Origin of the sequence: Halolamina pelagica, from assembly GCF_900115675.1 — an archaeon.
GTDB classification, from domain to species: domain Archaea; phylum Halobacteriota; class Halobacteria; order Halobacteriales; family Haloferacaceae; genus Halolamina; species Halolamina pelagica.
In genome coordinates this window covers 51,277-76,638 of sequence record NZ_FOXI01000007.1, presented here as the reverse complement: position 1 = coordinate 76,638, position 25,362 = coordinate 51,277, and the positions used below count along the sequence as shown (strand labels likewise).

Sequence of the window (25,362 nt, the reverse complement as noted above, 5' to 3'; positions counted from 1 at the left end):
CTCAGACGTGCTCCTCCAGGAACGCCGCGATGCGCTCGAACTCCTCGATCAGGTTCTCCCGGTCGGTCGTGTGGTGCCCCTCGTCCTCGAAGATGCACGTCTCGACGGGGATCCCGCGCTCCTCGACGGCCTCGGCGATCTGCTCGGCCTCGCCGACGGGGACGCGCGGGTCGTTCGCGCCGTGCTGGATGAACAGCGGACACTGGATCTCGTCCACGTCGTGGATCGGCGAGATGCGTTCGAGCAGTTCGGGGTCGTCGAGGCTCCCGTACTCCGCGGCGCGGTGCTCGCGGCGCCACTCGCCGGTGTTCTCGAGGAACGTCTGGAAGTCGGCGATGCCGACGAAATCCACCGCCGCGGCCCAGAGGTCGGGGTACTGCGTGATGGCCGAGAGCACCATGAACCCGCCGTAGGAGCGCCCGTAGACGACGAGGCGGTCGGTGTCGGCGACCGGCTGCTCTTCCAGCCACTCGGTCGCGTACTTGACGTCCTTCACCGAGTCGAGCCGCTTCTCCTGGTCGTCGAGGTGGGTGTACTCCTTCCCGTAGCCCGAGGAGCCGCGGACGTTGGGTTCGAGCACGGCGTACCCCTGGTTCAGGAAGTACTGCTTGGTCGGGTAGAACCACGGCCGGCGCTGGTGTTCGGGGCCGCCGTGGATGTCGACCATCACCGGGACTTCCTCGTCGTCGTCCTCGTCGACGCCAGGGGGGAGCGTCCAGTAGGCCGGGATCTCCCGCCCGTCGAACGTCTCGTAGCGGACCGTCTCCGAACGCAGGAAGCGGTCCTCCGGGATGCCGAGCGTGCCGGGGGTGGTCCAGCGCTCGGCGTCGCCGAATTCGGCGCTGGCGACGTAGACGGAGTGCGGGTGGTCGTCGGCGCTGAACTCGATCGCCGCCCGCTCGCCGTCGGGGTCGAGTTCGACGCCGGCGACGACGCCCTCGGGGAGGTCCGGCTCCACGGCGTCGACGACGGCGGTGCCGTCGTCGGAGAGGGAGCCGAGATACGTCTCCGAGTAGCCGTCGACGTTCAGCGTGTACGCGACCCGCCCGGTTTCGGCGTCGATCCCGAGCGCGTCGACGTTCCACTCCTCGTGGCCCGCCTCGATCGTCTCGACGCCATCGCCACGCCCGGACACGTCCAGCCGACCGACGTAGGCCGTCTCGGCGCCGTAGTCCGTGACTGCGTAGAGGTCGCCGTCCGGCCCGAAGTTCACGTGGTGGTAGCGCGCTTCCTCGTCGGCGTCGGTGATCCGCTCGGTGGTGCCGGACTCGATGTCCAGCCAGTAGAGCACCTGATCCGCGCTGGAGTTCGACTCCTGCAGGACCAGCGCGTCGCCGTCGGGGTGCCACGCGGCGACGCCGACGAAGCCGCCCGGCCCCTCCCAGACGAGGTCGGCCCCTTCGCCATCGCGGCCCTGCACGTACACGTCGAACGTGTCCCCCTGCCGCCGGTTCGCGGCGAAGGCGAACCGGTCGCCGTCCGGTCCCCAACCGCCCCAGAGGTGCTTTGACTCGGGCTGATCGGTGAGTTGGTGCTCCTCGCCGGTTTCGAGGTCGTAGCGGTAGAGCTGGTCGCGCTCGTTGCTCCCCTCGTCCATGCCGAACATCAGTTCGTCGCGGGTGGGGGAGGTGTCGACGAAGGAGACGCGCTCGTCGTGGGCGGTCAGGCGCTCGGGCCACGCGCCCGGCGAACCGAGCCGGTAGACCTGCGGCGTGCCGGTGGTGTCCGCGAGGAACGCGAGGTCGCCGTCGGGCGTGAACGTTGGCGTGTCGGTGCTGTCGATGCCGATGTAGCGGGCGACGCCGTAACTCATGAGGGTGTGTGGTGGTGGTTCCGGGAAAGGCGTTCGGGCACGGGCCGAGACTGCCGGGACGCGTCGTCGACGCACGCCCGCGATGCCGTCACCGTGACCGACCGAAACCCCACCAGCCCGACCGCAACGGCGGGATTTATCGGCGCCCGTCTCCACCCCCACGGCGTGAGCGGGAACGATTCGCGCGTCGACATGACCACCGGCGCGATCACGCCGAAGCTGTTCGCGCTGTCGTGGCCGCTGGTGCTGGGCAACCTCGTCCAGACGCTCTACAACCTCGCGGACATGTTCTGGGTCGGCCGCGTCAACGCCGAGGCCGTCGCCGCCGTCTCGCTGATGTTCCCCACCTCGTGGATGTTCGTCTCGGTCGCGATGGGGATCACCGCGGCGGCGGTGGCGCTGGTCTCACAGTACGTGGGCGCCGGCGAGCAGCGGAAAGCCGACCACGCGGTCGGGCAGACGGTGCTGCTGACGGTGGCTGTCGGCCTCCTGCTGGCGACGATCGGCTTCCTGATCCGCTACCCGCTGGTGAGTCTGATCGGCGCGCAGGGGCAGGTGTTCACCTACTCGATGGACTACCTCGAACCGATCCTCGCGGCGATCCCCTTCACCTTCCTCTTCTTCGCGTTCCGCGCGGTCCTCCGGGCGGCCGGGGACGTGCGGACGGCGATGTGGCTGGTGGTGATCTCCGCGGGCGTGAACGTGATCCTCGACCCGTTCCTGATCCTCGGCTGGACGCTCGTCGAGGGCGCGCCGATCGTCGGCACGATCACGTTCCCGGCGATGGGCGTCCGCGGGGCGGGGATCGCGACGATGATCTCCCGCGTGCTCGCCGCGCTGATCGGCCTGCTCGTCCTGCTGGACGGCCGCTGGGGCGTCCGCCTGCGGATCCCGGACCTCCGGCCGGATCGGGAGGTACTGACCGACCTGGTGCGCATCGGCGCCCCCGGCACCGGCGACGGCCTCGCGCGCTCGTTCGCGGCCGTCTTCTTCGCCGCGCTGGTCGCCCGGTTCGGCCCGATCGCCACGGCGGCGTACGGGATCGGCGTCCGGCTGATGTCGGTCTCGTGGACCGTCTCCGGCGCCGTCGGGCAGGCGACGGCGACCGGCGTCGGCCAGAACCTCGGCGCCGACACGCCCGACCGCGCCGCGGAGGTGACGTGGAAGGCGACCGCGGCGACGATGGCGTTCCTGTTCGCGACGGGGGCGGTGGTCTTCGTCTACCCCGCGACGGCGGTCGGCATCTTCGTCGACGAGCAGCCCGTGATCGACGCCGGCGTCGTCCTCCTGCGGATCATCGCGCCGTTCTGGGCGTTCCTCGGCGGGCTGATGGTGATCCAGGGCGGCTTCCGCGGCGCCGGCCAGACGGCGCAGGCGATGGCGCTCTCGCTGGCCTCGCGCTGGCTCTTCCGAGTGCCCGTCGCCGCGCTGCTCGCGTACTACCTCGCGTGGGACGAGAACGGGCTCTGGTGGGCGATGGCGTTCTCGGGCGTCATCACGTTCGTCATCGGCGCGGCGTGGTTCAACCTCGGCAACTGGCGGGAGGGCGTCGTCGACACGGGGCCTGACGTGGCCGCGGGCGACGATTAACTGCTCGCGACGGCAGCACGCGGGACTGGGTTTTTGCGACGCGCGGCACTGGGCCGACGTATGCGCCCGCCAACGCGGCGCGAACTGACGATCGCGCTCGCGCTCATGCTCGTGGCGGTGCCGATCTGGGCGCCGCCGCTGGACGTGACGGGACCTGACTACCGCTACGAGGTGGCGGAACTCTCGAGCGAGGACGGGAAACTGGCCGTCGACCTCCCCGAGGGCGGCTACGTCGCCGACGTCGACGGGATCGACTGCGTCGATCGCTCCTTCGACTTCCCGCGACGGTGTCTCTACGACGGCGGCGCGATCGACGGTAACGTCACCGGGGTGAACCCCGCGATCATTGCCGTCTCCGGGCCGTCGGCGGGCGACGAACTCACTCGCCGGGCGGGCGACGAGTACGTCGTCCTCGGCGACGAAGTCTACCGCCGGTCGGCGACGTACGTCGGCACGAACGAGTCCGTCGGCATGGTCGTCGAACTCGGCGTCGAGCGCGTCGACGCCGCCACGGCCCTGGAAGACGTGGCGCGGGACCGGCAGCACGTCTCGGACCCGGCCCAGCGGGCGATCCGGGAGGGGACGATCACGACGGACGAGCCGATCGACGACGCGAACGCGGTGCTCGCCGTCGACGACGGCTACTACGTCGTCTATCGGGACGGTCGGCCAACGTCGATTTCGGCGAAACCCGGCGTCGAGCGCGCGCTCGAAGCCGTCTCGGTCGCCGCGGGGGCCGGGCTCCTGCTCCGGAGCCGGCGCTAAGCGAGCTCCTCCCGCAGTAGTTGGTTCACCTGTCCCGGGTCCGCGGAGCCGCCGGTCTTTCCCATCACCTGCCCGACGAGGAAGTTGAGCGCGCCGTCGTCGCCGGACTCGTAGTCCGCGACGGCGTCGGGGTTCTCCTCGATCGCTTCCGCGACGGCCTGCTCGACCTCGCCGCCGCTGGCTTTCCCGAGGTCCTCCTCCTCGATGATCGCCTCGGGGCTCTCGCCCTCGTCGAGCATCCGGCGCAGCACGACCTCCTCGGCGTTCTTCGCGGTGAGCTCGTCCTCCGCGACCAGCCGGATCACGTACTCGATCTCGTCGAGGCGGTCGGTGATGTCGGCGACGACCATGTCGCGGTAGTTGAGTTCGCCCAGCAGGTTGTCGGCGACCCACGTCGCCGCGAGGTCGGGCTCGAACTCCGCGGCCAACTGTTCGTAGAGGTCGGCGACGGACTTCCGGGAGGTGAGCTTCGAGGCGGCCTCCTCGCTCAGGCCGTACTCCGCGCGGAAGCGCTCCCGGCGGTCGTCCGGGAGTTCGGGGATCGGGATGCGCTCCTTCCAGTCCGAAACTTGGAGGGGCGGCAGGTCGGCCTCCCGGAAGTAGCGGTAGTCCTTCTCCGCCTCCTTCGAGCGCATCGAGACGGTGACGCCGCGGCTCTCGTCCCAGTGGCGGGTCTCCTGTTCGACCTCGCGGCCGCGCTTGACGGCGTTCTTCTGTCGGGTGACCTCGTAGGCCAGCGCCTGCTCGGCACCCTTGTGGCTGGAGATGTTCTTGACCTCCGTACGGTTGGCGTCCTCGAGCGTGTCCTCGGAGATGTCGCCGTCGTCGCCGACCTCGTCGGCCGGCACCAGCGAGATGTTGGCGTCGACGCGCAGGCTGCCGTCCCGGGTGGCGTCGAAGACGCCGAGGTACTCGAGCACTTCCTCCAGTTTCGCGAGGAAGGCGCGGGTCTCGGCGGGCGAACGGAAGTCCGGCCGGGTGACGATCTCCATCAGCGGCGTGCCGGCGCGGTTGTAGTTGACGAGGGTGTAGTCGGCGGTGTCGATGTTGCCCCCCTCGTGCTGGATGCTGCCGGGGTCCTCCTCGAGGTGAGCGCGGCGGACGCCGATCTCGCGGCGCTCGCCCTCGACGCGCACTTCGAGTTCGCCGTCGGCACAGATCGGCGCGTCGTACTGGGTGAGTTGGAACCCCTTCGGCAGGTCGGGGTAGAAGTAGTTCTTCCGGTGGAACGTGGTCTCCTCGGGGATGTCGGCGTCCAGCGCCTTCCCGATCTTGACCGCCGACTCGACGGCCGCCTCGTTCAGCACCGGCAGCGCGCCCGGCAGCCCCAGACAGACGGGGCAGGTGCGGCTGTTGGGCTCCTCGTCGTCGGCGGCGTCGGTCGAGCAGTTGCAGAAGATCTTGGTGTCGGTCTCCAGTTGGACGTGGACCTCCAGCCCGATGACGGCCGCGAGCTCCCGGTCCGCGAGCGCCTGACTCATTACGTCCAGATTTCGGTGGTTCGTGGTTAAGCGTGTCGGGACGGTAGGGAGGCCGTCGTCGGCTCCCGTGCCCCGGCGTGCTCAGTACACCAGCTCGCCGGAGATGAACTTCCGCGTGCGCTCGTCGCTGGGATCCTCGAAGATCCGTTCCGTCGGCCCGATCTCCGTGAACCCGTCGCCGAGCAGCACGCCCACGCGGTCGGCGATGCGCTCGGCCTGGTGCATGTCGTGGGTCGCGACGACGACGCCGATGCCGCGGTCCCGGGCCTCGCCGATCGCCGCCTCGATCAGCCCCGTGTTCCGCGGGTCGAGGTCGGAGGTCGGCTCGTCGAGCAGCAGGTAGTCCGGCTCGTACGCGAGCGCTCGCGCGAAGGAGACGCGTTGGGCCTCGCCGCCTGAAAGCGAGCGAGCCTGCTGGTCGAGCTTGTGGTCCAACCCGACGACGCCGAGCGCGTCCGTCACTGCCTCGGGCGGTTCGGTCGTCCCGACGAGCGAGCGGACGCGGGCCTGCAGCGGATCCCGGAGGCCGACCGCGTCGAGTCCGCGACCGACCGGGCCCGGGAGGCGCCGCGCGGCCACGAGCGAGCGGAGCTGGTCCCGCAGGCGCTCGCGCCACGGCTGCCGGACCCGGAGGCCGTACTCGACGTTCCGGGCGACGGTCGCGTCGAACAGGCTGGCGTCCTGGAACACCATCCCGACCTGCCGGCGGAGCGCCAGCCGCTCGTCCTCGTCGGCCTCCCACACCGCGTCGCCGTCGAGTTCGACGGTCCCGGCGTCCGGTTCGAGGAACAACGAGAGCAGCCGGAGCAGCGTGGTCTTCCCCACGCCCGAGGGACCGATGACGCCGACGACCTCGCCCTGGTCGATCGAGAGCGACACGTCGTCGACGACGGCCTCGTCACCGTAGCTGTGCGAGAGGTTTCGGAGCCGCATCATCGGTTCATCGACCCCGCGTCGCCGAACCGGACGACGATCGCGTTGACTGTCAGTACGAGCACCACCAGCACCGCGCCGAGCAGCATCGCCGTGTCGTACTGGCCCTGCCGGGCCTCCAGTTGGATGGCCGTCGTCAGCGTCCGGGTCTGGGAGATGCCGTCGGCGCTGGTGATGTTCCCGCCGACGATGAGCACCGACCCGACCTCGCTGATCGCGCGGCCGAAGCCGGCGAGGACGGCGGTCGCGATCCCGTATCGGGCCTCCTTGATCACGACCAGCGCAACGTCCAGCCGGGTCCCGCCCAGCGCGCGGGCGGCCTCGCGGACGTTCTCGTCGACGCCGGTGACGGCGGCGAGGCTGATCGCGGTGATCGGCGGCGTCGCGAGTACGAACTGGGAGATGATCATCGCCTCCTTGGTGAAGATGAGGTTCATCGCGCCGAGGGGGCCCTGGTTCGAGACGGCGAACAGCACCAGCAGCCCCACGACGACGCTGGGGAACCCCATCCCGGTGTTGATGACCGACTTCACGAACTGCTTGCCCGGGAACTCGGTGAACCCCATCACGAGCGCGACGGGGATGCTGAACAGCGTGCTCAGCACGACCGCGGTACAGCTCACGTACAGCGAGACGTAGACGATGCTCCGGACGTACCCGTCCCGGAAGGGGAACTCGACGAACAGCGGGAGTAGCGGTGCGACCGGATCGAGCGGCACGGTTACTCGCTGTCGGAGTCGCTACTCCAACCTTCCGGAACGTACTGCTGGAAGTCCGGGTCCTCCGAGAGCGCCCGCGGGTAGAACAGCTGCTCGCCGTTCATCTCGTAGTCCGCGATGGCGTCCTGCGCGCCGGGGCCGGTGATCCAGCCGATGTACGCCATCGCGAGGTCGTAGTTCGCGTTCTCGTGGACGCCGGGGTTGACCGCCAGGATCCCGTACGGGTTGGCGAGGATCTCGGGCCCGCCCTCGATCGGCCCCTGCACGAGGATCGTGAGGTCGATCTCCGAGCGCTGGGAGATGAAGGTCCCGCGGTCCGAGAGCGTGTAGGCGTCCTGCTGGTTCGCGTTGTTGAGCGCCTCGCCCATCCCGGCGCCGATCTCCTGGTACCAGTCGCCGCCGGGCTCGACGCCGGCGGCCGCCCAGAGGTTCAGTTCCTTGGTGTGGGTGCCGGAGTTGTCCCCGCGGGAGACGAACGTCGATTCCGACTCGGCGATCGCTCGGAGGGCCTCGGTCGCGGAGTCCGTCCCCTGGATGCCCGCCGGATCGTCCCCGGGGCCGACGATGACGAAGTCGTTGAACATCAGGTCCCGCCGGTTGATCCCGTAGCCGTTGCGCATGAACTCGTCCTCGAGCCCGCGGGCGTGGACCATCACGACGTCCGAGTCGCCGTTGCGGGCGGTCTCCAGCGCGGCACCGGTCCCCTGCGCGACGGCGTCGACGGTAACGCCGTACATCTCCTCGAAGTCGGGGTGGATCTCGTCGAGCAGCCCCGTGTCGTACGTACTCGTCGTCGTGGTGAGCGTCAGCGTCTCGCCGGCGACGCCGACGCTGGACTCGGTCTCGCCACTGCCGAGCTGGGTACAGCCGGCCGTGCTCGCGATCGCAGCGAGGCCGACCCCCTGCAGGAACGTTCGGCGTTGCATCGTGTTCGGCATAACGCTCACCGGGGAAAAGTGTTCGCTTCCCGGAGTAACTTCTAGAGGTTACGCGACCGTCGCATACAGCTGAATCATCGCCATTCGTGGCCGAAGACAGTTGCATCCCGAATCGGGAACGCAGGGGACGATACCCGCCTAGGCCGTCGACGGCCGGAGTGAGAACTCCTATAACGCGCCTGTGCAAACCCTCGGGCGACTACTGATGCCACTCGATCCCGTTCCTCCGGTCTGTCGTCCGTCGGTGGGGTGGTCGCCGTGACCGAGTCACGGCTGCTCGTCCCCGTCGACGAGTCGGCCAGCCTCCGGAACACGGTCGCCCACGCCGTCGAGGAAGCGCTGGATCGTGCCGGCGAGAGCGGATCGCCGGCAGCAGTCCACTTCGTCTACCCCCTGGCCGAGCGGATCTCCTTCCGGAGCAGTTCGACCCGGGCCGAGTCAGCCCGGTCGCTGCTCGACCGCGTGGCGTCGTGGGCCGAGGAGGACGCAAACGGCGCGGACGTGACCATCGAGACCGCGCTCGTGGCCACCCACGAGTACCTCTCGACGCCGAACGACTACGCCGACGTGCTCGTTCGCTACGCCAACGAGCACGACCTCGGGCTGGCGGTGTTCGACCCGCGGTACGACCCGATCGGGTCGACGCCGCTGCTCCCCTCGCTGGAGGCGGAGGTGCGCCGGGCCGGCCTCGGCGTCGAGGAGGCGCCGCGGAACGCCGAACAGTCCTCCCAGCCCCTGGTCCGGCGGGGGACGCTCACCCAGTTCTTCGCGCTCTTTGCGGCCTCGTTCGGGTTCTACCTGCTGCTCGCGGGATCGGTCGCTCCGTTCGAACTCGCGACCGGCGCAATCAGCGCGGGCATCGTCGCCGTCGCGCTGTGGCGCGTGTCGCTCACTTCGCCGGTCGCGCCGCCGGACACGGTCAAACGCCTCGTGCGCTTCTGCCTGTACGTCCCGTTCCTGCTCTGGGAGATCGTGAAGGCCAACGTCGAGATCGCGTACATCGTGCTCCACCCCGACCTGCCGATCGACCCGGAGATGGTGGAGTTCGACGCCGCGGTCTGGTCGGCGCTGCCGGTCACGACGCTCGCCAACAGCATCACGCTCACGCCCGGAACGCTCACCGTCGACGTGGAGCGCCAGCACCTGATCATCCACACGCTCACCGCGAGCGCACGCGAGGACCTGTTCGCGGGGACGCTCGAACGGGCGGTCCGGTTCGTGTTCTACGGCCGCGCGGCCGCCCGGATCCCCAGCCCGTTCGAGCGCCGCGAGGAGGAGGAGTCATGATCGAGCGGGTCCTGCTGGGCGCGGCGACGGTGTTCATCCTCGTCTCGCTGGTCGGTGTCTACCGGACGATCGTCGGGCCGACGACGCCGGACCGCGTGATCGCGATCAACTTCGTCGGCTCCAACGTGGTGATCGTGATCGCGCTGATCGCGGCCGCGATCGGCGAACCCGGCGCGCTCGACATCGCGCTGGTCTACGCCCTGCTGAACTTCCTGCTCAGCATCTCCATCTCGAAGTTCCAGGTCGAACGCGGGGGGGTGCTATGACGCCCCGCGAGATCGCCGTGGTGGTGCTGATCGCCGGCGGCGTCTTCTTCGCCGTCGTCGCCGCCGTCGGGCTGATCCGCCTGCCGGACGTGTACGCCCGAGCCCACAGCACCTCCAAGAGCGAGACGCTCGGGGCCGTACTCACGCTCGGTGCGGTCGCCGCCAGCTACGGGATCGGCTTCAACACGTTGAAAGTCGTGCTCCTGCTGCTCTTCATGTTCCTGACGAACCCCACTGCCGCCCACGCGATCACGCGGGCGGCGCACGAACTGGGCATCGAACCGTGGACCGGCGAGGAGGGTGAGGACGAGCCATGACGCCGCTCGAACTCTCCGTGCTCGCGCTGATCGTCGGCGCCGCGTTCGCGACGGCGGCGCTGAAGAGCGTGCTGAACTCGGTCGTCGCCTTCGGCGCGTACAGCCTCTCGATCGCGATCATCTGGGTGTTCCTCCGTGCGCCCGACGTGGGACTGACGGAGGCCGCCGTCGGTGCCGGCATCATGACCGTGCTCTTCCTGCTCACGATCGTGAAAACCGCACATCCCGACGTGGAACGGACGTTCGAACGTATCGACCTCAAGGCTGCCGGGGTGGCACTCGCGCTCGTGCTGGTGCTCTCGTCGACGCTGTTCGCGCTGCCGGCGGTCGGCGACGCGAACTCCGCGGTCGCCGACGACGAGGTCACCGAGTACTACCTCGAGAACGCCTACGGGGAGACCGACGTGAAGAACGCGGTGACGGCCGTGCTCGCGGCCTACCGCGGGTTCGACACCATGGGGGAGGCCGCGGTGGTCTACTCCGCGGGCGTCGGACTGTTGGTGGTGCTCAACAGGGAGGTGTTCGGATGAGCGACAGCGAACGCCGGGTCGCACGCGGCGGCCCCTACGTCGGCAGCCCGATCATCATGGCCACGGTGCGCGTGGTGATGCCGTTCGTGTTCACGTTCGGCCTGTTCGTGATGTTCCACGGCGCCGACTCCTCCGGCGGCGGGTTCCAGGGCGGCGTCATCGTCGGCACCGTCGTCCTGATGCTGGGGATCGCGTTCGGCATCGAGACGACGCGGGACTGGATCGGCACGCGCCTCCCGGTCGCCCTGATCGGGCTCGGCATGCTCGCGTTCCTGTTCACCGGGATCGGGAGCGTCCTGCTCGGCGCCGGCTTCCTCGAGTACGCGGTGTACGGCGACCTCGGGATCCCCCACGCCAGCAAGTACGGGATCGAGTTCGTCGAACTCGCGATCGGGCTGATCGTCGCCGGCATCGTCACCGGCCTCTTCTTCGCCATCGCGGCGGGGACCAAGGGGGGTGAGTCGGCGTGATCGACCTGCTGGCCACCCGGGGCTACTTCCTCGTCGCCTTCCTGCTGATGGGCGTGGGGACGTACATGTTGATCGGCAGCCCGAACCTGATCAAGAAGGTGATCGGGATGAACGTGTTCCAGACGGGCATCTTCCTCTTCTTCATCAGCTCGGCGTTCGTCCAAGGGGCGAGCCCGCCCCTGCTGTCGGCGCCGGCACCGTACGTCAGCCCGCTGCCGCACGTGCTGATCCTGACCGCCATCGTCGTCGGCGTCAGCCTCACCGCGGTGGCGCTGGGGCTGATCGTCCGCGTCTACGACGAGTACGGCTCGCTCCGCGAGGGGGAGATCCGGGAGGTGGCCGCCGATGAGTAGCCTCCCGGCGCTCCTGGTGGCGGCGCCGCTGCTGGGTTCGGTGCTGGCGCTGCTGGCCGGGCTGGTCCGTTCGGAGACGGGGTGGCCGGTCGCGCTCGTGACCGCGGCCGTGCAGGTCGCCGGCGCCGGCGTGCTCGCCTCGCGGGCGTTCGACGGCACCGTCAGCTACGTCGTCGGCGGCTTCACCGCGCCCTTCGGCATCGAGCTCGTCGTCGACGGGCTGTCGGCGACGATCGCGCTGCTGGTCGCCGTGGTCTCGCTGGCGGTGCTCGCGTACTCCCGCGTGGCGGGGCCACGGACGAACGCGTTCTACGCCGTCTACCTGCTGCTCGTCGCCGGGCTGACCGGGATGAGCATCACCGGCGACGTGTTCAACATGTACGTGTTCCTCGAGATCACGGGGCTGGCGGCGTACGCGCTGGTCGCGAGCGGCGAGGGCGGGCGCTCCGCCCGCGCGGCGCTGAAGTACCTGATCGTGGGCACCGTCGGCGCCAGCCTGTTCCTGCTCGGGATCGGCTACGCGTTCGTCGCGACCGGGACGCTCAACATGGCCGACCTCTCGACGCAGTTGGCCGCGGTCGGGTACACCGAACCGCTGGTCCAGGCGGCGTTCGCGCTGCTGGTCGTCGGCTTGTTCGTGAAGGTCGCGGTGTTCCCGTTGCACGCCTGGCAGCCCGACGCCTACGCCGGCTCGCCGGACTCGGTGAGCGCGCTGATCTCGGCGCTGGTGTCGACGGTCGCCGCCTACGCGCTGATCCGGATCGTGTTCACGGTGTTCACCGTCGACTTCCTGCAGGCCAACCCCGTCGCGCGTTCGCTGCTCGTGGCGGGGGCGATAGTCAGCATCGTGTTCGGGAGCGTGCTGGCGGTGTCCCAGACCGAGATCAAGCGGATGCTCGCGTACTCCTCGGTCTCGCAGTTCGGCCTCGTCGTCGGCGCCGTCGCCGTCGCCAACGAGACGGCGCTGATCGGCGCCACGGTCCACCTGGTCGGCCACGCGGTGATGAAGGGCGGCCTGTTCCTCACCGCCGGCCTGATCGCCACCGCCACGGGCGCTCAGACCGTCGACGACTACGAGGGACTGATCCAGCGGCTCCCCCTCGGCGCGGGCGCGTTCGGCCTGCTCGCGCTGGCGATGGTCGGCGTCCCGCCGGCGGTGGGCTTCGTCGGCAAGTGGTACATCGCGCTGGGCGCCGTCGAGGCCGCGGCGTGGCCGCTCGCGGTGGTGATCCTGCTGAGTACGCTGCTGACGCTGGCGTACTTCGCGCGGATCCTCGAGCGGATGTTCTTCCGTGACGCGAGTGGCGAGCGCGTCGCCGTCGACGGCGTCTCGCCCGGGATGACCGGCGTCGTCGTCGCCGCGGCACTCGCGGCGGTCGTCCTCGGCATGCTCGCCTTCGAGTACGGACAGCTCCTCGAACCGACGGTTCAGGCACTACTCTCATGACGGAGATACCCTCACTCAGACCTCTCGCAGCGGTGCTCGTCCCGGCAGTCGCCATCGTCCCGATCCTCGCCTCGCGCGGGCGCCCGAACCTCCGCGAGGGCTGGACGGTGGCCGCCGCGCTGTCGGCGCTCGGCGTCGTCGCCAGCATGGTGCCGGGCGTGCTCGCCGGCGACACGTACGTCAGCCGCGCCGGCACGCTCGTCCCGGGCGTCGAGTTCGCGGTGCAGGCCGACGCGCTGGGCGTGCTGTTCGGCCTGCTCGCCAGCCTGCTCTGGGTGGTGACGAGCTTCTACAGCATCGGCTACATGCGCGGCCTCGACGAACACGACCAGACGCGCTACTTCGCGGCCTTCGCCGGCAGCGTCGCGGCGGCGCTGGGCGTCGCGTTCGCGTCGAACCTGCTCGTGCTGTTCGTGTTCTACGAACTGCTCACGGTCGCGACCTACCCCCTCGTCAGTCACGACGAGACCGACGAGGCCCGCGCCGCCGGTCGGAAGTACCTCACCTACACGTTCGGCGGCGGCGTCGCCGTGCTCGCGGGCTCGGTGCTCGTCTACCTGCTCGCGGGGACGACCGCGTTCGCGCCCGGCGGCATCGCCGAGCTCGCGGCCGCCGACCCGATGCTCGCTCGGGCGGCGTTCGCCCTGCTGATCACGGGCTTCGGCGTGAAGGCGGCGCTGATGCCGCTGCACTCCTGGCTCCCCGACGCGATGGTGGCGCCGACGCCGGTCTCGGGGCTGCTGCACGCGGTGGCGGTCGTGAAGTCCGGCGTCTTCGGGATCGCGCGGGTGATCCTCGAGGTGTTCGGCCCCGAGGCCGTCGCCGACATCGGGATGGGCCTGCCGCTGGCCGCCATCGCCGCGTTCACCCTCGTCACCGCGAGCGTGATCGCGCTCCGGCAGGACAACCTCAAGCGCCGGCTGGCGTTCTCGACGGTGAGCCAGCTCTCCTACATCGTGCTCGGGCTGGCCGTCGGCGCCGCCGTCGCGCCGGGCCGGGCGTCGGCGTACGCGCTCGTCGGCGGACTGTTGCACATCCCCGCCCACGCGTTCATGAAGCTCACCCTGTTCTTCTGTGCGGGCGCGATCCACGTCGAGACCCACACCGACGACATCAGCGACATGGCGGGCATCGGCGAGCGGATGCCGCTGACGATGACCGCCTTCGGCATCGCCGCGCTGGGGATGGCGGGCATCCCCCTCATCGCCGGCTTCGTGAGCAAGTACTTCCTGCTGATCGGCACGGTCTCGGCCGGCCAGCTCGCCTTCACGGGCGCGCTGCTGGTCTCGGGCGTGCTCAACATCGCGTACTTCTGGCCGGTCGTCTACGCCGCCTTCTTCGAGTCGAAGGGCGAGGCGGACTCGAAACCGCTCGTCGAGGGCCCCCTCGGCGGTCGCTTCGGCGACGACGAACTGGCGACCGACGGGGGCGATGCCGACGGCGCCGATGCCGTCGACGGCGAGCACGACGAACACGGCTACGCCGACGATCACGAGGGTGACCACGGGCACGGCCACCACGGCGCCTGGGAGGCCCGTGGCTGGCTCGGCGACGAGTCGACGTGGTTCATGCTCGGGCCGATCCTGTTCGCGGCCACGGGGTCGGTCGTGCTCGGGATCGTCCCCGACACGGCAGTGTTCCTCCGGATCGTGCGTAGCATCGTCGCCGCGGTCACGGGGGTGAGCGTCTGATGGAACCGCTCGTCCCGCCGTTCGTTCCGGTGATCGTCGCCGCGCTCCTGTTGCCGTTCCTCGGCCGGAAGGCCGGCCACGCGCTGGCGGCAGTGCTCACGGGCGCGGTCGTGCCGTACGTCTGGCTGGTCGACGCGGGCGCGCACTTCACCGAGTTCAACCTGTTCGGCTTCGAGACGGTGATCTTCAACGTCGACCCGTTCTCGACGCTGATGGGGCTGATCTTCGCGTTCATCGGCGCCGTCGGCGTGGTGTACTCCTACTACAGCGAGGCCGCTCCCCTGCAGACCGCGTTCGCGCTCTCCTACGTCGCGTCCAGCCTCGGCGCCGTCTTCGGCGGCGACTGGCTCACGCTGATCTTCTTCTGGGAGCTGATGGCCGTCACCAGCACGCTGCTTGTCTGGCACTACGGCGGCAAGGCGGTGCGGGCGGGCTTCCGCTACGCCGTGCTCCACGGCATCGGCGGCACGCTCTTCTTGGGCGCCGTGATCTGGCACTTCGCGGAGACGGGCACCTTCCTGTTCGCGAGCGTGCCCGGCGGCCCCGAGACCGCGGGACTGGCTGGTTCTGTCGCCCCCGTGCTCGCGGCGCTGGGCGTCGGCGTCAACGTCGGCTTCGTCGGCCTGCACGCGTGGCTGCCCGACACGTACCCGCGCCCGCACATCGCGGCCAGCGTGTTCCTCTGTGTGTACACCACCAAGACCGGCGTCTACGGCATGTACCGCGTGTTCCCGCAGGACGGCAACGTCGCCGTCGCCTACATGGGCGGGATCATGGCCGTCTTCGGCGCGACGATGGCGCTGTTCCAGAACGACATGCGCCGCCTGCTCTCCTACCACATCCAGTCGCAGGTGGGCTACATGATCGCCGGCGTCGGCATCGGCTCCGCGCTGGCCCAGGCCGGCGCGTTCGCCCACGTGTTCAACCACATCCTCTACAAGGGGCTGCTGTTCATGACCGCCGGCGTCGTCGTCTACCGCACCGGCGAGGAGAGCCTGAAGAAGCTGGGCGGGCTGGCCCGCGAGATGCCGATCACCGCGGGGGCGTTCACCGTCGCGGCGCTCTCGATCGCCGGCTTCCCCGGGTTCAACGGGTTCGTGAGCAAGGGGATCGTGATATCGGCGAGCCACTACGACTTCGTGAAGGGACCCCTCGCGTTCGGCGACTTCTACACGCTGGAACTGCTGCTGCTGCTCGGCGGCGTCGGCACGTTCATGTCGTTCATCAAGTTCGGCTACTACGCCTTCTTCCACGGCGAGTACGACGGCGAGGTCCGGGACGCCAACCGCGGCCAGTCGGTCGCGATGGTGCTCGTCGCGGCGCTGTGTGTGTTCTACGGCGTCTTCGACGGCGCGCTGTTCAGCCTGCTGCCGTTCGACGTGACCGACGGGGCGGTCGTCTCGCACGTCTACCACACCTACACTGTCACCCACGTCGTCGAGGGCGTCGTGCTCGCGGTGCTGGGGCTGGTCGGCTTCCGCCTCGTGAAGAAGCCGCTCTCGGGGCTGGGCAAGGTGCCCGACGTGGATAGCCTCTACAACCCCGGGTCGCTGTACGGCAGCCGTGCCCTCGTGGTCGGCGTGACCGAACTCTACGCCCGCGTCGACGACGCCGCGGTCGCGCTGGCGGAACTCTCGGTCCGGACGGCGAAGCACCCCGACGCGGCCATCGCGCGGGTGACCGGCCGCGAGGAGGTGCGGACGAAGGCCGGCATCGACCGCAGTCTGCTGCTCGTGCTGGCGGTGCTGGTGGCGGCGCTGGCGCTGCTGCTGGCGTAGCGGCTCCCCTTTTCCGGATCTCCTCGGGCGACCGATCCCCCGTCAGTCGGCCGCCTGCCCGCCGTCAACCGCCAGCGTCTGCCCGGTGATGTACGAGGCGTCGTCCGAGCAGAGGAAGGCCACGGGGCCGGCGATCTCCTCGGGGTCGGCGATGCGGTCCATCGGCACCTCCCGCATCGCGGACGTGTCGTAGTCCGCCCGGAGCGTGCGGACGGTCATCCGGAGCAGTTCGACCGCCGTCCGGATGCGGTCCAGGAGCGACGACGACCCGGGCGTGCTACCGAGTACGCCCGACTGGATGTTCGTCTCCGTCGGCCCGGGGGCGACGGCGTTCACCCGGACGCCCCGCGTGGCGTACTCAAGCGCGACCGACTTGGTCAGGCCGACGACGCCGTGCTTGCTCGCGGAGTAGCTCGACAGCCCGCCGATGCCGACCAGCCCGGCCTCGGATGCCGTATTGACGATCCGGCCGCCGCCCTCCTCGACCATCACGGGGAGTTCGGCCTTCATACACGCCCAGACGCCCTTCAGGTTGATGTCGACGATGCGGTCCCACTGGGCCTCCTCGATGCCGGTGGTCTCGACGAAGCCGGTGAGGATGCCGGCGTTGTTGTGCGCGATGTCGAGGCTCCCGTACGTTTCGACCGCCACCTCGACCATCCGCTCGACGGAGGCGGTGTCGGACACGTCGACCTCGGCGAACGTCGCGTCGCCGCCGGCGTCCTCGATCAGTTCCACCGTCTCGCGTCCGCCGTCGGCGTCGACGTCGGCGACGACGACGTTCGCACCCTCCTCGGCGAACCGGAGCGCCGACGCCCGGCCGATCCCCGACGATGCACCCGTCACGACCGCCGTCTCGCCCTCGAACTCGTTCATACGTTGACTCGTCGCGCGATGCGCATAGCTGTTCGCCCCGGATGACGCGTGCCGTGACCGTCCGGTGGATTCACTATCCCGTCATGCGATTTATCAACGCCCCTCCCGCTCGTCCGTGGCTTTATACGAGTGGCCTCGGTAATCCGCCCATGAGCAACCGAGCGGACGATCTCGAGTCACAAGTCGCCGAGCTACAGGCAGCGGTCGACGGGCTGACCGAGGAACTGGTCGAGACCAAGGAGCGGGTCCGCCAACTCGAGGAGACGACCGAGGACCTGGAGGCGGACGCGAGCGAGCCGGCCCGCACCGGGAACGACGACGGCCGCACCACCGCCGAGGAGCAGGCGCAGGCGCGGGGCACCGACGAGCGCCGTGACGCCGAGCTCGTGGCCAACGACGGGGTCGACGAGGAACCCCCCGCCGAGGAGGTCGAGGCGGAGGACGACTCCGACGACGACGGCGACGACATCATCGTCGCGTAAGGCCGCATGCACATTCAGGAACTCGTTCTGGACGACTTCAAGAGCTTCGGGCGCGAGACTCACATCCCGTTCTACGAGGACTTCACCGTCATCACCGGCCCCAACGGCTCCGGGAAATCGAACATCATCGACGGCGTCCTGTTCGCCCTGGGACTGGCTCGCACGAGAGGCATCCGCGCCGAGAAGCTGACCGACCTGATCTACAACCCCGGCGGCGAGGACGGCGAGCAGAGCGGGCCCCGGGAGGCGTCGGTGACGGTCGTCCTGGACAACTCTGACGGCACCCTCACGCGCTCGCAGGTGGCCACCGCCGCCGGCAGCGACAACGTCGGCGACGTGGACGAGATCACCGTCAAGCGCCGGGTGAAGGAGACCGAGGACAACTACTACTCCTACTACTACCTCAACGGCCGGTCGACCAACCTCTCGGACATCCAGGACCTGCTGGCCCAGGCCGGGATCACGCCGGAGGGGTACAACGTCGTCATGCAGGGCGACGTGACCGAGATCATCAACATGACCCCCTACCAGCGCCGGGGGATCATCGACGAGATCGCGGGCGTCGCCGAGTTCGACGCGAAGAAGGAGTCCGCCCGCGAGGAGTTGGAGGTCGTCGAGGACCGGATCAACGAGGCGGACCTCCGCATCGAGGAGAAGGAGAACCGCCTCGAGCAGTTGGCCGACGAGCGAGAGACCGCCCTCGAGTACCAGAAACTGCGCGACGAGCGCGAGGAGTACGAGGGCTACCTCCGGGCGGCCGAACTCGAGGACAAACGCGAGGACCTCGAGCGGACCGAGGCCAAGACCGAGTCCGCCGAGGCCGACCTCGAGGAGAAACGCGCCGCGCTCGACGAGGCCGAGGGGAAGCTCTCGCGGCTGGAGGACGAGCTCGACGAGCTCGACGCCGAGATCGAGCGCACCGGCGAGGACGAACAGCTCCGGGTCAAAAGCGAGATCGAGGAGGTCAAAGGCGAGATCGCCCGGCTCGAGGACCGCATCGAGGCCAACGAGGAGCGCATCGAGGAGGCCGAAGCGGAGCGCCGGAGCGCCTTCGTCGACATCGACCGGAAGGAGGAGGAGATCGAGGAACTGGACGACGAGATCCGGGACCTGAAAGTCGAGAAGGCAAACGTCAAGAGCGACATCGTCTCGAAGGAGACCGACCTCCAGGAGGTCGAAACCGAGATCGAGAACGTCGACACCGCGTTCGACGAACTCAAGGCCGAACTCGAACGCGAGAAGGAGGCCCTGGAGTCGCTGCGCGAGCAGAAAAACGAGAAACAGCGTGAGAAGGACCGCCTGCTCGACGAGGCGCGGCGGCGCTCGAACCGCGTCAGCGACCGCGAGGACGAACTCGAGGACGTCCGTGAATCGTTGCCCGACCTCCGAGCCCGGGTGTCGAACCTCCACTCGGAACTGGACAAGGCCGAGAAGAACGAGTCCAAGGCCGAGTCGATGGTCGCCGACCTCAAGGAGCGCAAACAGGAGCTCAACGGCGACCTCTCGGACGTCGACGAGGAGCTGCGCGAGCTCCGCAACGAGTACGCGGAACTGGAGGCCAAGGCCAGCGACACCGGCGACAGCTCCTGGCCCCGCGCGGTGACGACGATCAAGAACGCCGGGATGAGCGGCGTCCACGGTCCCGTGGGCGAACTCGCCTCGGTCCCGCGGGAGTACGCCGAGGCGTGTGAGACCGCCGCTGGCGGCCGGCTCGCCAACGTCGTCGTCGACGACGACGGCGTCGGCTCGTCCTGCATCGACTACCTGAAGTCCCGGAACGCGGGCCGGGCGACGTTCCTCCCGATGACGGAGATGGACGACCGGAGTCTCCCCCGCGAGCCGAGCGACCCCGGCGTCGTCGGCTTCGCCCGCGACCTCGTCGACTACGACGACCGGTACTCGGGCATCTTCTCGTACGTCCTCGGGTCGACGCTGGTCGTCGAGGACATGGAGACCGCCCGCCACTTCATGGGCGACTACCGGATGGTCACCCTCGACGGCGACCTCGTGGAGAAGTCGGGCGCCATGACCGGCGGCTCCGGCGGCGGCTCCCGGTACTCCTTCTCGAAGTCCGGCGGCGGCCGGCTGGAGCGGCTGGCCGAGCAGATCCACGACCTCGAGGAGGAGCGCCAGTCGATCCAGGACGACATCGACGCGGTCGAAGCCGACCTGACCGACGCCCGCGAGCGCAAGAGCGCGGCCGCCGAGAAGGTCCGCGAGATCGAGGCCGACATCGACGACGCCGAGGAGGACGTCGACGACGCCGAGAACCGCGTCGAGGAGATCGAGGCGGAACTGGCCGAACTCCGCGAGGAGCGCGAGGACGTCGACGCGCAGATGACCGACCTCGACGAGGAGATCGGAGACCTCGACGAGCGCATCGCGGCCGCGGAGGACTCGATCGCGGAGATCGAGGCCGAGATGGCCGACTCGAAGATCCCCGAACTCTCCGCGCGGGCCGAGGAGATCCGCGAGGAGATCGACGACCTGGAGGACCGCAGCGACGCCCTCGACGCCGAGATCGCCGATCGCCGGCGCGAGAAGGAGTACGCCGAGGAGTCGCTGGAGGACCTCCACGACACCGTCGAATCCGCCCAGAACAGGAAGGCCGAGCTCGAGGCGGAGGTCGAGGAGTTCGAGGCCGAGATCGAGGAGAAGGAGGCGGCGCTCGAGGAGAAACACGAGACGGTCGCCGAACTCGAGGAGCAGCTCGCCGAGCTCAAGGAGGAACGCGAGGCGCTCAAAGCCGAGGTCCGCGAGGCCCGCAGCGAGCGCAACGACCGGAAGGACGAGGCCGACCGCGTGGAGAACCGGCTCGACTCGCTCAAGCGCAGCGCGGTCGCGCTCAGCGAGGAGATCTCCGAACTCGAGAGCCAGGTCGGCGAGTACGACGCCGACGAGATCCCGGACCACGACGAGGTCGAGGCCGAGATCGAGCGCCTGACCGAGGCGATGGAGGAGCTCGAACCGGTGAACATGCTCGCCATCGACGAGTACGACGAGGTCGAGTCCGACCTCGACGAGCTCCAGGAGCAGCGCGAGGTGCTGGTCGAGGAGCGCGACGGGATCGAGGAGCGCATCGAGGGGTTCGAGGAGCAGAAGGTCCGGACGTTCATGGACGCCTTCGAGGCCATCGACGAGCAGTTCCAGCGCATCTTCTCGCGGCTCTCGGACGGTACCGGGGAACTCGTGCTCGAGGACCCCGAGAACCCGTTCGAGGAGGGGCTGACGATGAAGGCCCAGCCCGCGGACAAGCCCGTCCAGCGACTCGACGCGATGAGCGGCGGGGAGAAGTCACTGACCGCGCTCGCGTTCATCTTCGCGATCCAGCGGCACAACCCCGCGCCGTTCTACGCGCTGGACGAGATCGACGCGTTCCTCGACGCGGTCAACGCCGAGCGCGTCGGCGAGATGGTCGACGACCTCGCGGGCGACGCGCAGTTCGTCGTCGTCAGCCACCGCTCGGCGCTGCTCGACCGCTCCGAGCGCGCCATCGGCGTCACGATGCAGGAGAACAACGTCTCCGCCGTCACGGGGATCGACCTCGCGGAGGGCGAGCCGCCGGATGCGGAGGTGGCCACCGACGATGACTGACGCGCGATGCGGGAACACGCGAGGCGGGAAAACGCGAGGGAGCCCCGCGACCGAGCGGGGAACCGCCCCGGGAGGCCGACCATGAGCGACGAGGAGTTCTCGCTCGACCTCTCGTCGGACCGCTCGGCGCCGGAGCGAGGCGAGCCGGGCGTCGACGACGACCTCGTGAGCGACGATCGTGCGCCGACCGACGCCGACGAGGGCGAGGTCGAGCCGGTCGAGGTGCTCGTCTCGCTCGCCGAGGAGGGGGAGATCGACCCGTGGGACATCGACATCGTCGCCGTCACCGACGCCTTCCTCGACGAACTCGACGAGGCCGACCTCCGGGCGTCGGGGCGGGCGCTGTTCTACGCCTCGGTCCTGCTCCGGATGAAGTCCGACGCGATGCTGAGCGACGACGAACCCGAGGAGCCCGGCCCCGAACCCTGGGAGGTTGCGATGGCGGACGAGACGCCCCCGCCCGGCGCCGACGACGGGTTCGACCCCGTCGACCAACTCGAGGCCGAGATGGACCGCCGGCTCGAGCGGAAGTCCACCCGCGGCACGCCCGAGACGCTGGACGAGCTCGTCCGGGAGCTCCGGGACGCCGAGCGCGGGAGCTGGTGGAAGGAGTCCCGGAGCTACGACACGACCGACTCCCCGTCGGGCTACTCGCGGGGGCCCCAGACGCTCGACTACCACGCCGGCGACGACTTCCGCCGGGACGAGGAGCCGACCGAGGACGACGTCACCGGCACCACCCACACCGAGGACATCGACGAGGTGATCGCCGACGTGGACGCCGCGCTCGACGAGCGGTACGGCCGCGGCCGCGACGAGGTGCTGTTCGCGGAGGTCCGCGGGGCGGGCGGGCGGCCGGTGATGACGTACCTCGCCCTCCTCTTCCTCTCGAACCGCGGCGACGTGCGGCTGAACCAGGACGACCTGTTCGGCGACCTCTGGGTGCAGGACCCCGACGCCGTCGACGCCGAGGAGCCGGGCGGGGCCGGCGTCGTCGAGTCCGAAGACGATGAGGCTGCTGCGGATCCCGATCCGGCGACTGACGGCGACGAGGCCGACGCGGACCCAGCGGAGTCCGCCGGCGAGGCCGTCGAGCCGGCGGAGTCCGTCGCGGGGAGCGACTCGGCGGCAGCGGAGGACTAGGCCCCCGCCGAAACGCCTAACCGACCGCCGGGAGAACCCCGCGTATGATCGCTCCAGCGAACGTCGTGGGCGAGGCGCTCGATTTCCTCGTCGCAAACCCACTGTTCACGGTGGTGCTCGTCGGGATGCTGGGGTTCGTCTTCTTCATGTACCTACTAGTACGCCGGACGCTGCTCGGACTGCGCGAAGGCTACGACAGCGGGAAAGGTCGATGACGGAGGGAACGTGGTAGATCCGCTCACGATCGGGACGGCGCTCGTCGCCGCGGTCGCCAGCCTGTTCATGGCGTGGGCCATCGGCGCCGGCTCGTCGGGGTCGACGCCCTTCGCGCCCGCCGTCGGCGCCAACGCCATCTCGGTGATGCGGGCCGGCCTGATCGTCGGCGTCCTCGGCTTCGCCGGCGCGGTGTTGCAGGGCCAGAGCGTCACCGAGGCGGTCGGCTCCGAACTCGTCGGCGGCGTCGCGCTGACCGCACTCGCCGCCACGGTCGCGCTGCTGATCGCGGCCGTGCTGGTCGCGCTGGGCGTGTTCAAGGGCTACCCCATTGCGACTGCCTTCACCGTGACCGGCGCCGTCGTCGGCGTCGGTCTCGCGATGGGCGGCGACCCGGCGTGGGCGAAGTACCGCGAGATCGTCGCGCTGTGGGTGCTCACCCCCTTCGTCGGCGGCGGGATCGCCTACGGGACCGCCCGCCTGCTGCGCTCGGAACACGTCCCCGAGCGGTTGCTGGTCCCCACGCTCGCGGGACTGGTCGGCGTCATCGTCGCCAACATCGGGTTCGCGCTGCTGGGGCCGGCCGACGGCACCGGCTCGATCGCCGGCGAGATCGCGGGCTCGCTGGGCGGCGACGGGGCGCTCGCCCGCGGCGCGGTCACGCTCGCGCTGGCGGTCGGGATCGGCCTCGCGCTCGCGGCCGACACGCGCCGCGACGCCGACGGCGCCCAGCGTCGCTTCCTGCTCGCGCTGGGCGGGCTGGTGGCGTTCTCCGCCGGCGGCTCGCAGGTCGGGCTGGCGATCGGCCCGCTGGTGCCGCTTCTGGACACGTTCCAGTCGATCCCCATCGTCGCCCTCCTCGTCGGCGGGGGGGTGGGGCTGCTCGCGGGCTCGTGGACCGGCGCGCCCCGGATGATCAAGGCGTTGGCACAGGACTACTCCAGTCTGGGCCCGCGGCGCTCGATCGCGGCGCTGATCCCGAGCTTCGCCATCGCCCAGACCGCCGTCGCCTTCGGCATCCCCGTCTCGTTCAACGAGATCATCGTCTCCGCCATCGTCGGCTCGGGCTACGCCGCCGGCGGCGCCGGGGTGAGCCGGAAGAAGATGCTGTTCACGGTGCTGGCGTGGATCGGCTCGCTGGCGCTGTCGCTGCTGCTGAGCTACGGCGTGATGAGCGCGGTCGAGTCGCTCTAACTCGCTCCCAGTTCCGAGAGGTCCTCCGTCACCACGCCCTCCGGCAGTTCCTCCAGCGCTTGTGCCGGCCAGTCGTCGTGGCCCAGCGTGAAGGTCGTCCCCGGGTTGGCCGCCGCGAGCGCGGCGACGCCGTCGGCGGCGGCGACGTACGCGGCGTCCTCCATCCTGTCGGGCGTTTCCGCGTGTAGTGGGTACGTCTCCGAGAGCGACGGCGGGAACGGCCCGAAGGGCGGTTCGACCCGCCAGACCGCGTCGTGGTCGTGGTCCGTGGGCTCGCCGAACTCCGTCAGCAGCACCCTCTCGGGCGTTTCGAGGCGCTGGAGGCGTTCGTGGTGGCGGAGCACTTCCGGCCGCCGAGCGCTCTCGGGAGAGGTGTAGAAGAACGTCCCCTTCGAGACGCGGTCGCTCCGTTCGAGTTGGTCGGCGTGATCGAGCAGCGCCTTGTAGCCGTCGGCGCTGGCGGGGTGGGCGCGGGCGCGCTCCTCGACCAGTTCCAGCAGGCTCCCCTCCCGGATCGCCTGCCGGACCCGGCGGATCTCCGCGAACGTGACGTGGAGGTTGTGCTCCGCGAGCGCGTTCTCCCGCTCGCGCTCGTCGAGGGCACGCAGCGAGTCGGGGTCGTGCTCGGTACAGACCGGGCACGGACAGGGGAGATAGGAGAGGTCCTCGAGCTGTTCGGTGCCCCGGACCGTCAGGTACCGGCCGTCGCGGGCGTACAGCGCGTACGCGGCGGAGTCGAACAGGTCACAGCCCATGGCCGCCGCGAGCGCGAACATCATGGGATGACCGGCGCCGAACAGGTGGACCGGGCAGTCCGCGCCCAGGCCGCGCTTGGCGGCGGCGGCCACGTCGATCATGTCGTCGTAGCGGTAGCTGTTGAGCAGGGGGACGACGGCGCCGACGGGGAACACGTCGAGGTCCGTGCCCGCGGCGTGGGCGCCCGCCTGCTCGCGCAGGTCGGTGTACGTCGAGCCCTGCACGGGCGCGTTGACCAGCATCTCGCCGGTGTCGACGGCCTCGGCGTCGGCGAGCGCCTCCTCGGTGGCGGCGAGTTCCTCCTCGGCCCGTTCGCGGGAGACGTCCGGCGGCGTCGGGACGTCGACGGGGGTCCCGACGTCGGAGCCGATCTCGTGCTGGAACCGCAGGATCTCGGTGGTGGTGGTGTCGATCTCGCCGTACTCCGCGAGCTGGAAGGAGCCGGAGTCGGTGACGATGGCGCCCGGGAAGTCGAGCATCTCGTGGAGGCCCTGCTCCTCGGCGCGCTCCCGGAGGTCGTCGGTGTTGCGGATGATGTAGGAGTTGGTGATCAGGATCTCGGCGCCGAACTCGTCGTGGAGTCGGCGCGGCGAGATCGTCTGGAGGTTGGGGTTGACCACCGGCATCAGCGCCGGCGTCTCGACGGTGACGCCCGCGCGGGGCACCGTCAGTCGGCCGACGCGGGCCAGCCCGTCGCTGGCCCGGATCTCGAAGGCGTCGCGCATG

23 protein-coding genes are annotated in these 25,362 nt (G+C 69.8%); 16 read left to right on the top strand and 7 right to left on the bottom strand.

Features of this window, described 5'->3' with window-relative positions; genetic code table 11:
- Position 1 precedes the first annotated feature (1 nt).
- Entirely contained in the window at positions 2–1,813 is a 1,812-nt protein-coding gene (locus BMZ83_RS10815) for a S9 family peptidase (protein ID WP_074878534.1), read from the bottom strand.
- A gap of 192 nt (positions 1,814–2,005) precedes the next feature.
- Here BMZ83_RS10815 and BMZ83_RS10810 point away from each other — a divergent pair, with 192 nt between their 5' ends.
- Positions 2,006–3,403, top strand: a complete 1,398-nt coding sequence (locus tag BMZ83_RS10810) for an MATE family efflux transporter (protein ID WP_074878596.1) — start codon at positions 2,006–2,008, stop codon at positions 3,401–3,403.
- A 60-nt stretch (positions 3,404–3,463) separates the two neighbouring features.
- Positions 3,464–4,168, top strand: coding sequence for a hypothetical protein (locus tag BMZ83_RS10805; RefSeq protein ID WP_074878532.1), 705 nt, complete (start codon positions 3,464–3,466; stop codon positions 4,166–4,168).
- Here BMZ83_RS10805 and gatB read toward each other — a convergent pair.
- From gatB to BMZ83_RS10785, 4 genes are all read right to left on the bottom strand, one after another.
- Positions 4,165–5,649, bottom strand: a complete 1,485-nt coding sequence (gene gatB / locus BMZ83_RS10800) for an Asp-tRNA(Asn)/Glu-tRNA(Gln) amidotransferase subunit GatB (protein ID WP_074878530.1) — start codon at positions 5,647–5,649, stop codon at positions 4,165–4,167. The two genes, BMZ83_RS10805 and gatB, sit on opposite strands and share 4 nt — an antisense overlap.
- Positions 5,650–5,730: 81 nt before the next feature.
- Entirely contained in the window at positions 5,731–6,585 is an 855-nt protein-coding gene (locus BMZ83_RS10795; protein WP_074878528.1) for an ATP-binding cassette domain-containing protein, read from the bottom strand.
- Positions 6,582–7,301: an ABC transporter permease gene (locus tag BMZ83_RS10790; RefSeq protein WP_074878527.1), complete on the bottom strand. Its 720-nt coding sequence runs from the start codon at positions 7,299–7,301 to the stop codon at positions 6,582–6,584. Before BMZ83_RS10790 ends, BMZ83_RS10795 begins: the two co-directional genes overlap by 4 nt.
- 2 nt (positions 7,302–7,303) lie before the next feature.
- On the bottom strand, positions 7,304–8,227 hold the full coding sequence (locus BMZ83_RS10785) for a substrate-binding domain-containing protein (RefSeq protein WP_394327200.1): 924 nt from the start codon (positions 8,225–8,227) through the stop codon (positions 7,304–7,306).
- A gap of 270 nt (positions 8,228–8,497) precedes the next feature.
- On the opposite strand from BMZ83_RS10785, the gene BMZ83_RS10780 reads away from it, so the two are divergent.
- From BMZ83_RS10780 to BMZ83_RS10740, 9 genes are read left to right on the top strand one after another with little or no spacing between them, the layout of a single operon-like run.
- On the top strand, positions 8,498–9,526 hold the full coding sequence (locus tag BMZ83_RS10780; protein WP_079990164.1) for a monovalent cation/H+ antiporter subunit E: 1,029 nt from the start codon (positions 8,498–8,500) through the stop codon (positions 9,524–9,526).
- Positions 9,523–9,792, top strand: coding sequence for a monovalent cation/H+ antiporter complex subunit F (locus BMZ83_RS10775; protein ID WP_074878522.1), 270 nt, complete (start codon positions 9,523–9,525; stop codon positions 9,790–9,792). The genes BMZ83_RS10780 and BMZ83_RS10775 overlap by 4 nt, the downstream gene beginning before the upstream one ends.
- Complete coding sequence (gene mnhG / locus BMZ83_RS10770) at positions 9,789–10,109, top strand: monovalent cation/H(+) antiporter subunit G (protein WP_074878520.1); 321 nt, start codon at positions 9,789–9,791, stop codon at positions 10,107–10,109. The genes BMZ83_RS10775 and mnhG overlap by 4 nt, the downstream gene beginning before the upstream one ends.
- Positions 10,106–10,639 carry a DUF4040 domain-containing protein gene (locus tag BMZ83_RS10765; RefSeq protein ID WP_074878518.1) on the top strand — a complete coding sequence of 178 codons (534 nt, stop codon included), beginning with the start codon at positions 10,106–10,108 and terminating at the stop codon, positions 10,637–10,639. Before mnhG ends, BMZ83_RS10765 begins: the two co-directional genes overlap by 4 nt.
- Positions 10,636–11,109, top strand: a complete 474-nt coding sequence (locus BMZ83_RS10760; RefSeq protein ID WP_074878516.1) for an MnhB domain-containing protein — start codon at positions 10,636–10,638, stop codon at positions 11,107–11,109. Before BMZ83_RS10765 ends, BMZ83_RS10760 begins: the two co-directional genes overlap by 4 nt.
- Complete coding sequence (locus BMZ83_RS10755; protein ID WP_074878515.1) at positions 11,106–11,462, top strand: cation:proton antiporter subunit C; 357 nt, start codon at positions 11,106–11,108, stop codon at positions 11,460–11,462. The genes BMZ83_RS10760 and BMZ83_RS10755 overlap by 4 nt, the downstream gene beginning before the upstream one ends.
- Positions 11,455–12,909, top strand: coding sequence for a monovalent cation/H+ antiporter subunit D family protein (locus BMZ83_RS10750; RefSeq protein ID WP_074878513.1), 1,455 nt, complete (start codon positions 11,455–11,457; stop codon positions 12,907–12,909). The genes BMZ83_RS10755 and BMZ83_RS10750 overlap by 8 nt, the downstream gene beginning before the upstream one ends.
- Positions 12,906–14,600, top strand: a complete 1,695-nt coding sequence (locus BMZ83_RS10745; protein WP_074878511.1) for a cation:proton antiporter — start codon at positions 12,906–12,908, stop codon at positions 14,598–14,600. Before BMZ83_RS10750 ends, BMZ83_RS10745 begins: the two co-directional genes overlap by 4 nt.
- Positions 14,600–16,378 (top strand): Na(+)/H(+) antiporter subunit D, encoded by a 1,779-nt coding sequence (locus BMZ83_RS10740; protein ID WP_074878509.1) that lies wholly within the window; start codon positions 14,600–14,602, stop codon positions 16,376–16,378. The genes BMZ83_RS10745 and BMZ83_RS10740 overlap by 1 nt, the downstream gene beginning before the upstream one ends.
- 42 nt (positions 16,379–16,420) lie before the next feature.
- On the opposite strand, the gene BMZ83_RS10735 is transcribed toward BMZ83_RS10740, so the two are convergent.
- Positions 16,421–17,254, bottom strand: a complete 834-nt coding sequence (locus tag BMZ83_RS10735) for an SDR family NAD(P)-dependent oxidoreductase (protein WP_074878507.1) — start codon at positions 17,252–17,254, stop codon at positions 16,421–16,423.
- A gap of 149 nt (positions 17,255–17,403) precedes the next feature.
- On the opposite strand from BMZ83_RS10735, the gene BMZ83_RS10730 reads away from it, so the two are divergent.
- The 5 genes from BMZ83_RS10730 to BMZ83_RS10715 all read left to right on the top strand — a co-directional run bounded on the left by BMZ83_RS10730 (position 17,404) and on the right by BMZ83_RS10715 (position 23,880).
- Positions 17,404–17,736 (top strand): DUF7518 family protein, encoded by a 333-nt coding sequence (locus BMZ83_RS10730; protein ID WP_074878505.1) that lies wholly within the window; start codon positions 17,404–17,406, stop codon positions 17,734–17,736.
- Between the two features lie 6 nt (positions 17,737–17,742).
- Entirely contained in the window at positions 17,743–21,330 is a 3,588-nt protein-coding gene (gene smc / locus BMZ83_RS10725; protein ID WP_074878503.1) for a chromosome segregation protein SMC, read from the top strand.
- Positions 21,331–21,411: 81 nt separating this feature from the next.
- Positions 21,412–22,473, top strand: a complete 1,062-nt coding sequence (locus BMZ83_RS10720; protein WP_079990161.1) for a segregation and condensation protein A — start codon at positions 21,412–21,414, stop codon at positions 22,471–22,473.
- 44 nt (positions 22,474–22,517) lie between these two features.
- Positions 22,518–22,688, top strand: coding sequence for a DUF7859 family protein (locus BMZ83_RS16900; RefSeq protein WP_166623262.1), 171 nt, complete (start codon positions 22,518–22,520; stop codon positions 22,686–22,688).
- Between the two features lie 67 nt (positions 22,689–22,755).
- Entirely contained in the window at positions 22,756–23,880 is a 1,125-nt protein-coding gene (locus BMZ83_RS10715) for an inorganic phosphate transporter (RefSeq protein ID WP_174955823.1), read from the top strand.
- Here BMZ83_RS10715 and tgtA read toward each other — a convergent pair.
- Positions 23,877–25,361, bottom strand: a complete 1,485-nt coding sequence (gene tgtA / locus BMZ83_RS10710; protein WP_074878497.1) for a tRNA guanosine(15) transglycosylase TgtA — start codon at positions 25,359–25,361, stop codon at positions 23,877–23,879. The two genes, BMZ83_RS10715 and tgtA, sit on opposite strands and share 4 nt — an antisense overlap.
- Position 25,362: the final 1 nt, after the last annotated feature.

Coding starts and splice junctions, on each gene's coding strand:
- BMZ83_RS10815 (WP_074878534.1), bottom strand. CDS start 1,813: ATGAGTTACGGCGTCGCCCGCTACATCGGCATCGACAGCACCGACACG.
- BMZ83_RS10810 (WP_074878596.1), top strand. CDS start 2,006: ATGACCACCGGCGCGATCACGCCGAAGCTGTTCGCGCTGTCGTGGCCG.
- BMZ83_RS10805 (WP_074878532.1), top strand. CDS start 3,464: ATGCGCCCGCCAACGCGGCGCGAACTGACGATCGCGCTCGCGCTCATG.
- gatB (WP_074878530.1), bottom strand. CDS start 5,649: ATGAGTCAGGCGCTCGCGGACCGGGAGCTCGCGGCCGTCATCGGGCTG.
- BMZ83_RS10795 (WP_074878528.1), bottom strand. CDS start 6,585: ATGATGCGGCTCCGAAACCTCTCGCACAGCTACGGTGACGAGGCCGTC.
- BMZ83_RS10785 (WP_394327200.1), bottom strand. CDS start 8,227: ATGCAACGCCGAACGTTCCTGCAGGGGGTCGGCCTCGCTGCGATCGCG.
- BMZ83_RS10775 (WP_074878522.1), top strand. CDS start 9,523: ATGATCGAGCGGGTCCTGCTGGGCGCGGCGACGGTGTTCATCCTCGTC.
- mnhG (WP_074878520.1), top strand. CDS start 9,789: ATGACGCCCCGCGAGATCGCCGTGGTGGTGCTGATCGCCGGCGGCGTC.
- BMZ83_RS10765 (WP_074878518.1), top strand. CDS start 10,106: ATGACGCCGCTCGAACTCTCCGTGCTCGCGCTGATCGTCGGCGCCGCG.
- BMZ83_RS10760 (WP_074878516.1), top strand. CDS start 10,636: ATGAGCGACAGCGAACGCCGGGTCGCACGCGGCGGCCCCTACGTCGGC.
- BMZ83_RS10750 (WP_074878513.1), top strand. CDS start 11,455: ATGAGTAGCCTCCCGGCGCTCCTGGTGGCGGCGCCGCTGCTGGGTTCG.
- BMZ83_RS10745 (WP_074878511.1), top strand. CDS start 12,906: ATGACGGAGATACCCTCACTCAGACCTCTCGCAGCGGTGCTCGTCCCG.
- BMZ83_RS10740 (WP_074878509.1), top strand. CDS start 14,600: ATGGAACCGCTCGTCCCGCCGTTCGTTCCGGTGATCGTCGCCGCGCTC.
- BMZ83_RS10735 (WP_074878507.1), bottom strand. CDS start 17,254: ATGAACGAGTTCGAGGGCGAGACGGCGGTCGTGACGGGTGCATCGTCG.
- BMZ83_RS10730 (WP_074878505.1), top strand. CDS start 17,404: ATGAGCAACCGAGCGGACGATCTCGAGTCACAAGTCGCCGAGCTACAG.
- smc (WP_074878503.1), top strand. CDS start 17,743: ATGCACATTCAGGAACTCGTTCTGGACGACTTCAAGAGCTTCGGGCGC.
- BMZ83_RS10720 (WP_079990161.1), top strand. CDS start 21,412: ATGAGCGACGAGGAGTTCTCGCTCGACCTCTCGTCGGACCGCTCGGCG.
- BMZ83_RS16900 (WP_166623262.1), top strand. CDS start 22,518: ATGATCGCTCCAGCGAACGTCGTGGGCGAGGCGCTCGATTTCCTCGTC.
- BMZ83_RS10715 (WP_174955823.1), top strand. CDS start 22,756: ATGGCGTGGGCCATCGGCGCCGGCTCGTCGGGGTCGACGCCCTTCGCG.
- tgtA (WP_074878497.1), bottom strand. CDS start 25,361: ATGCGCGACGCCTTCGAGATCCGGGCCAGCGACGGGCTGGCCCGCGTC.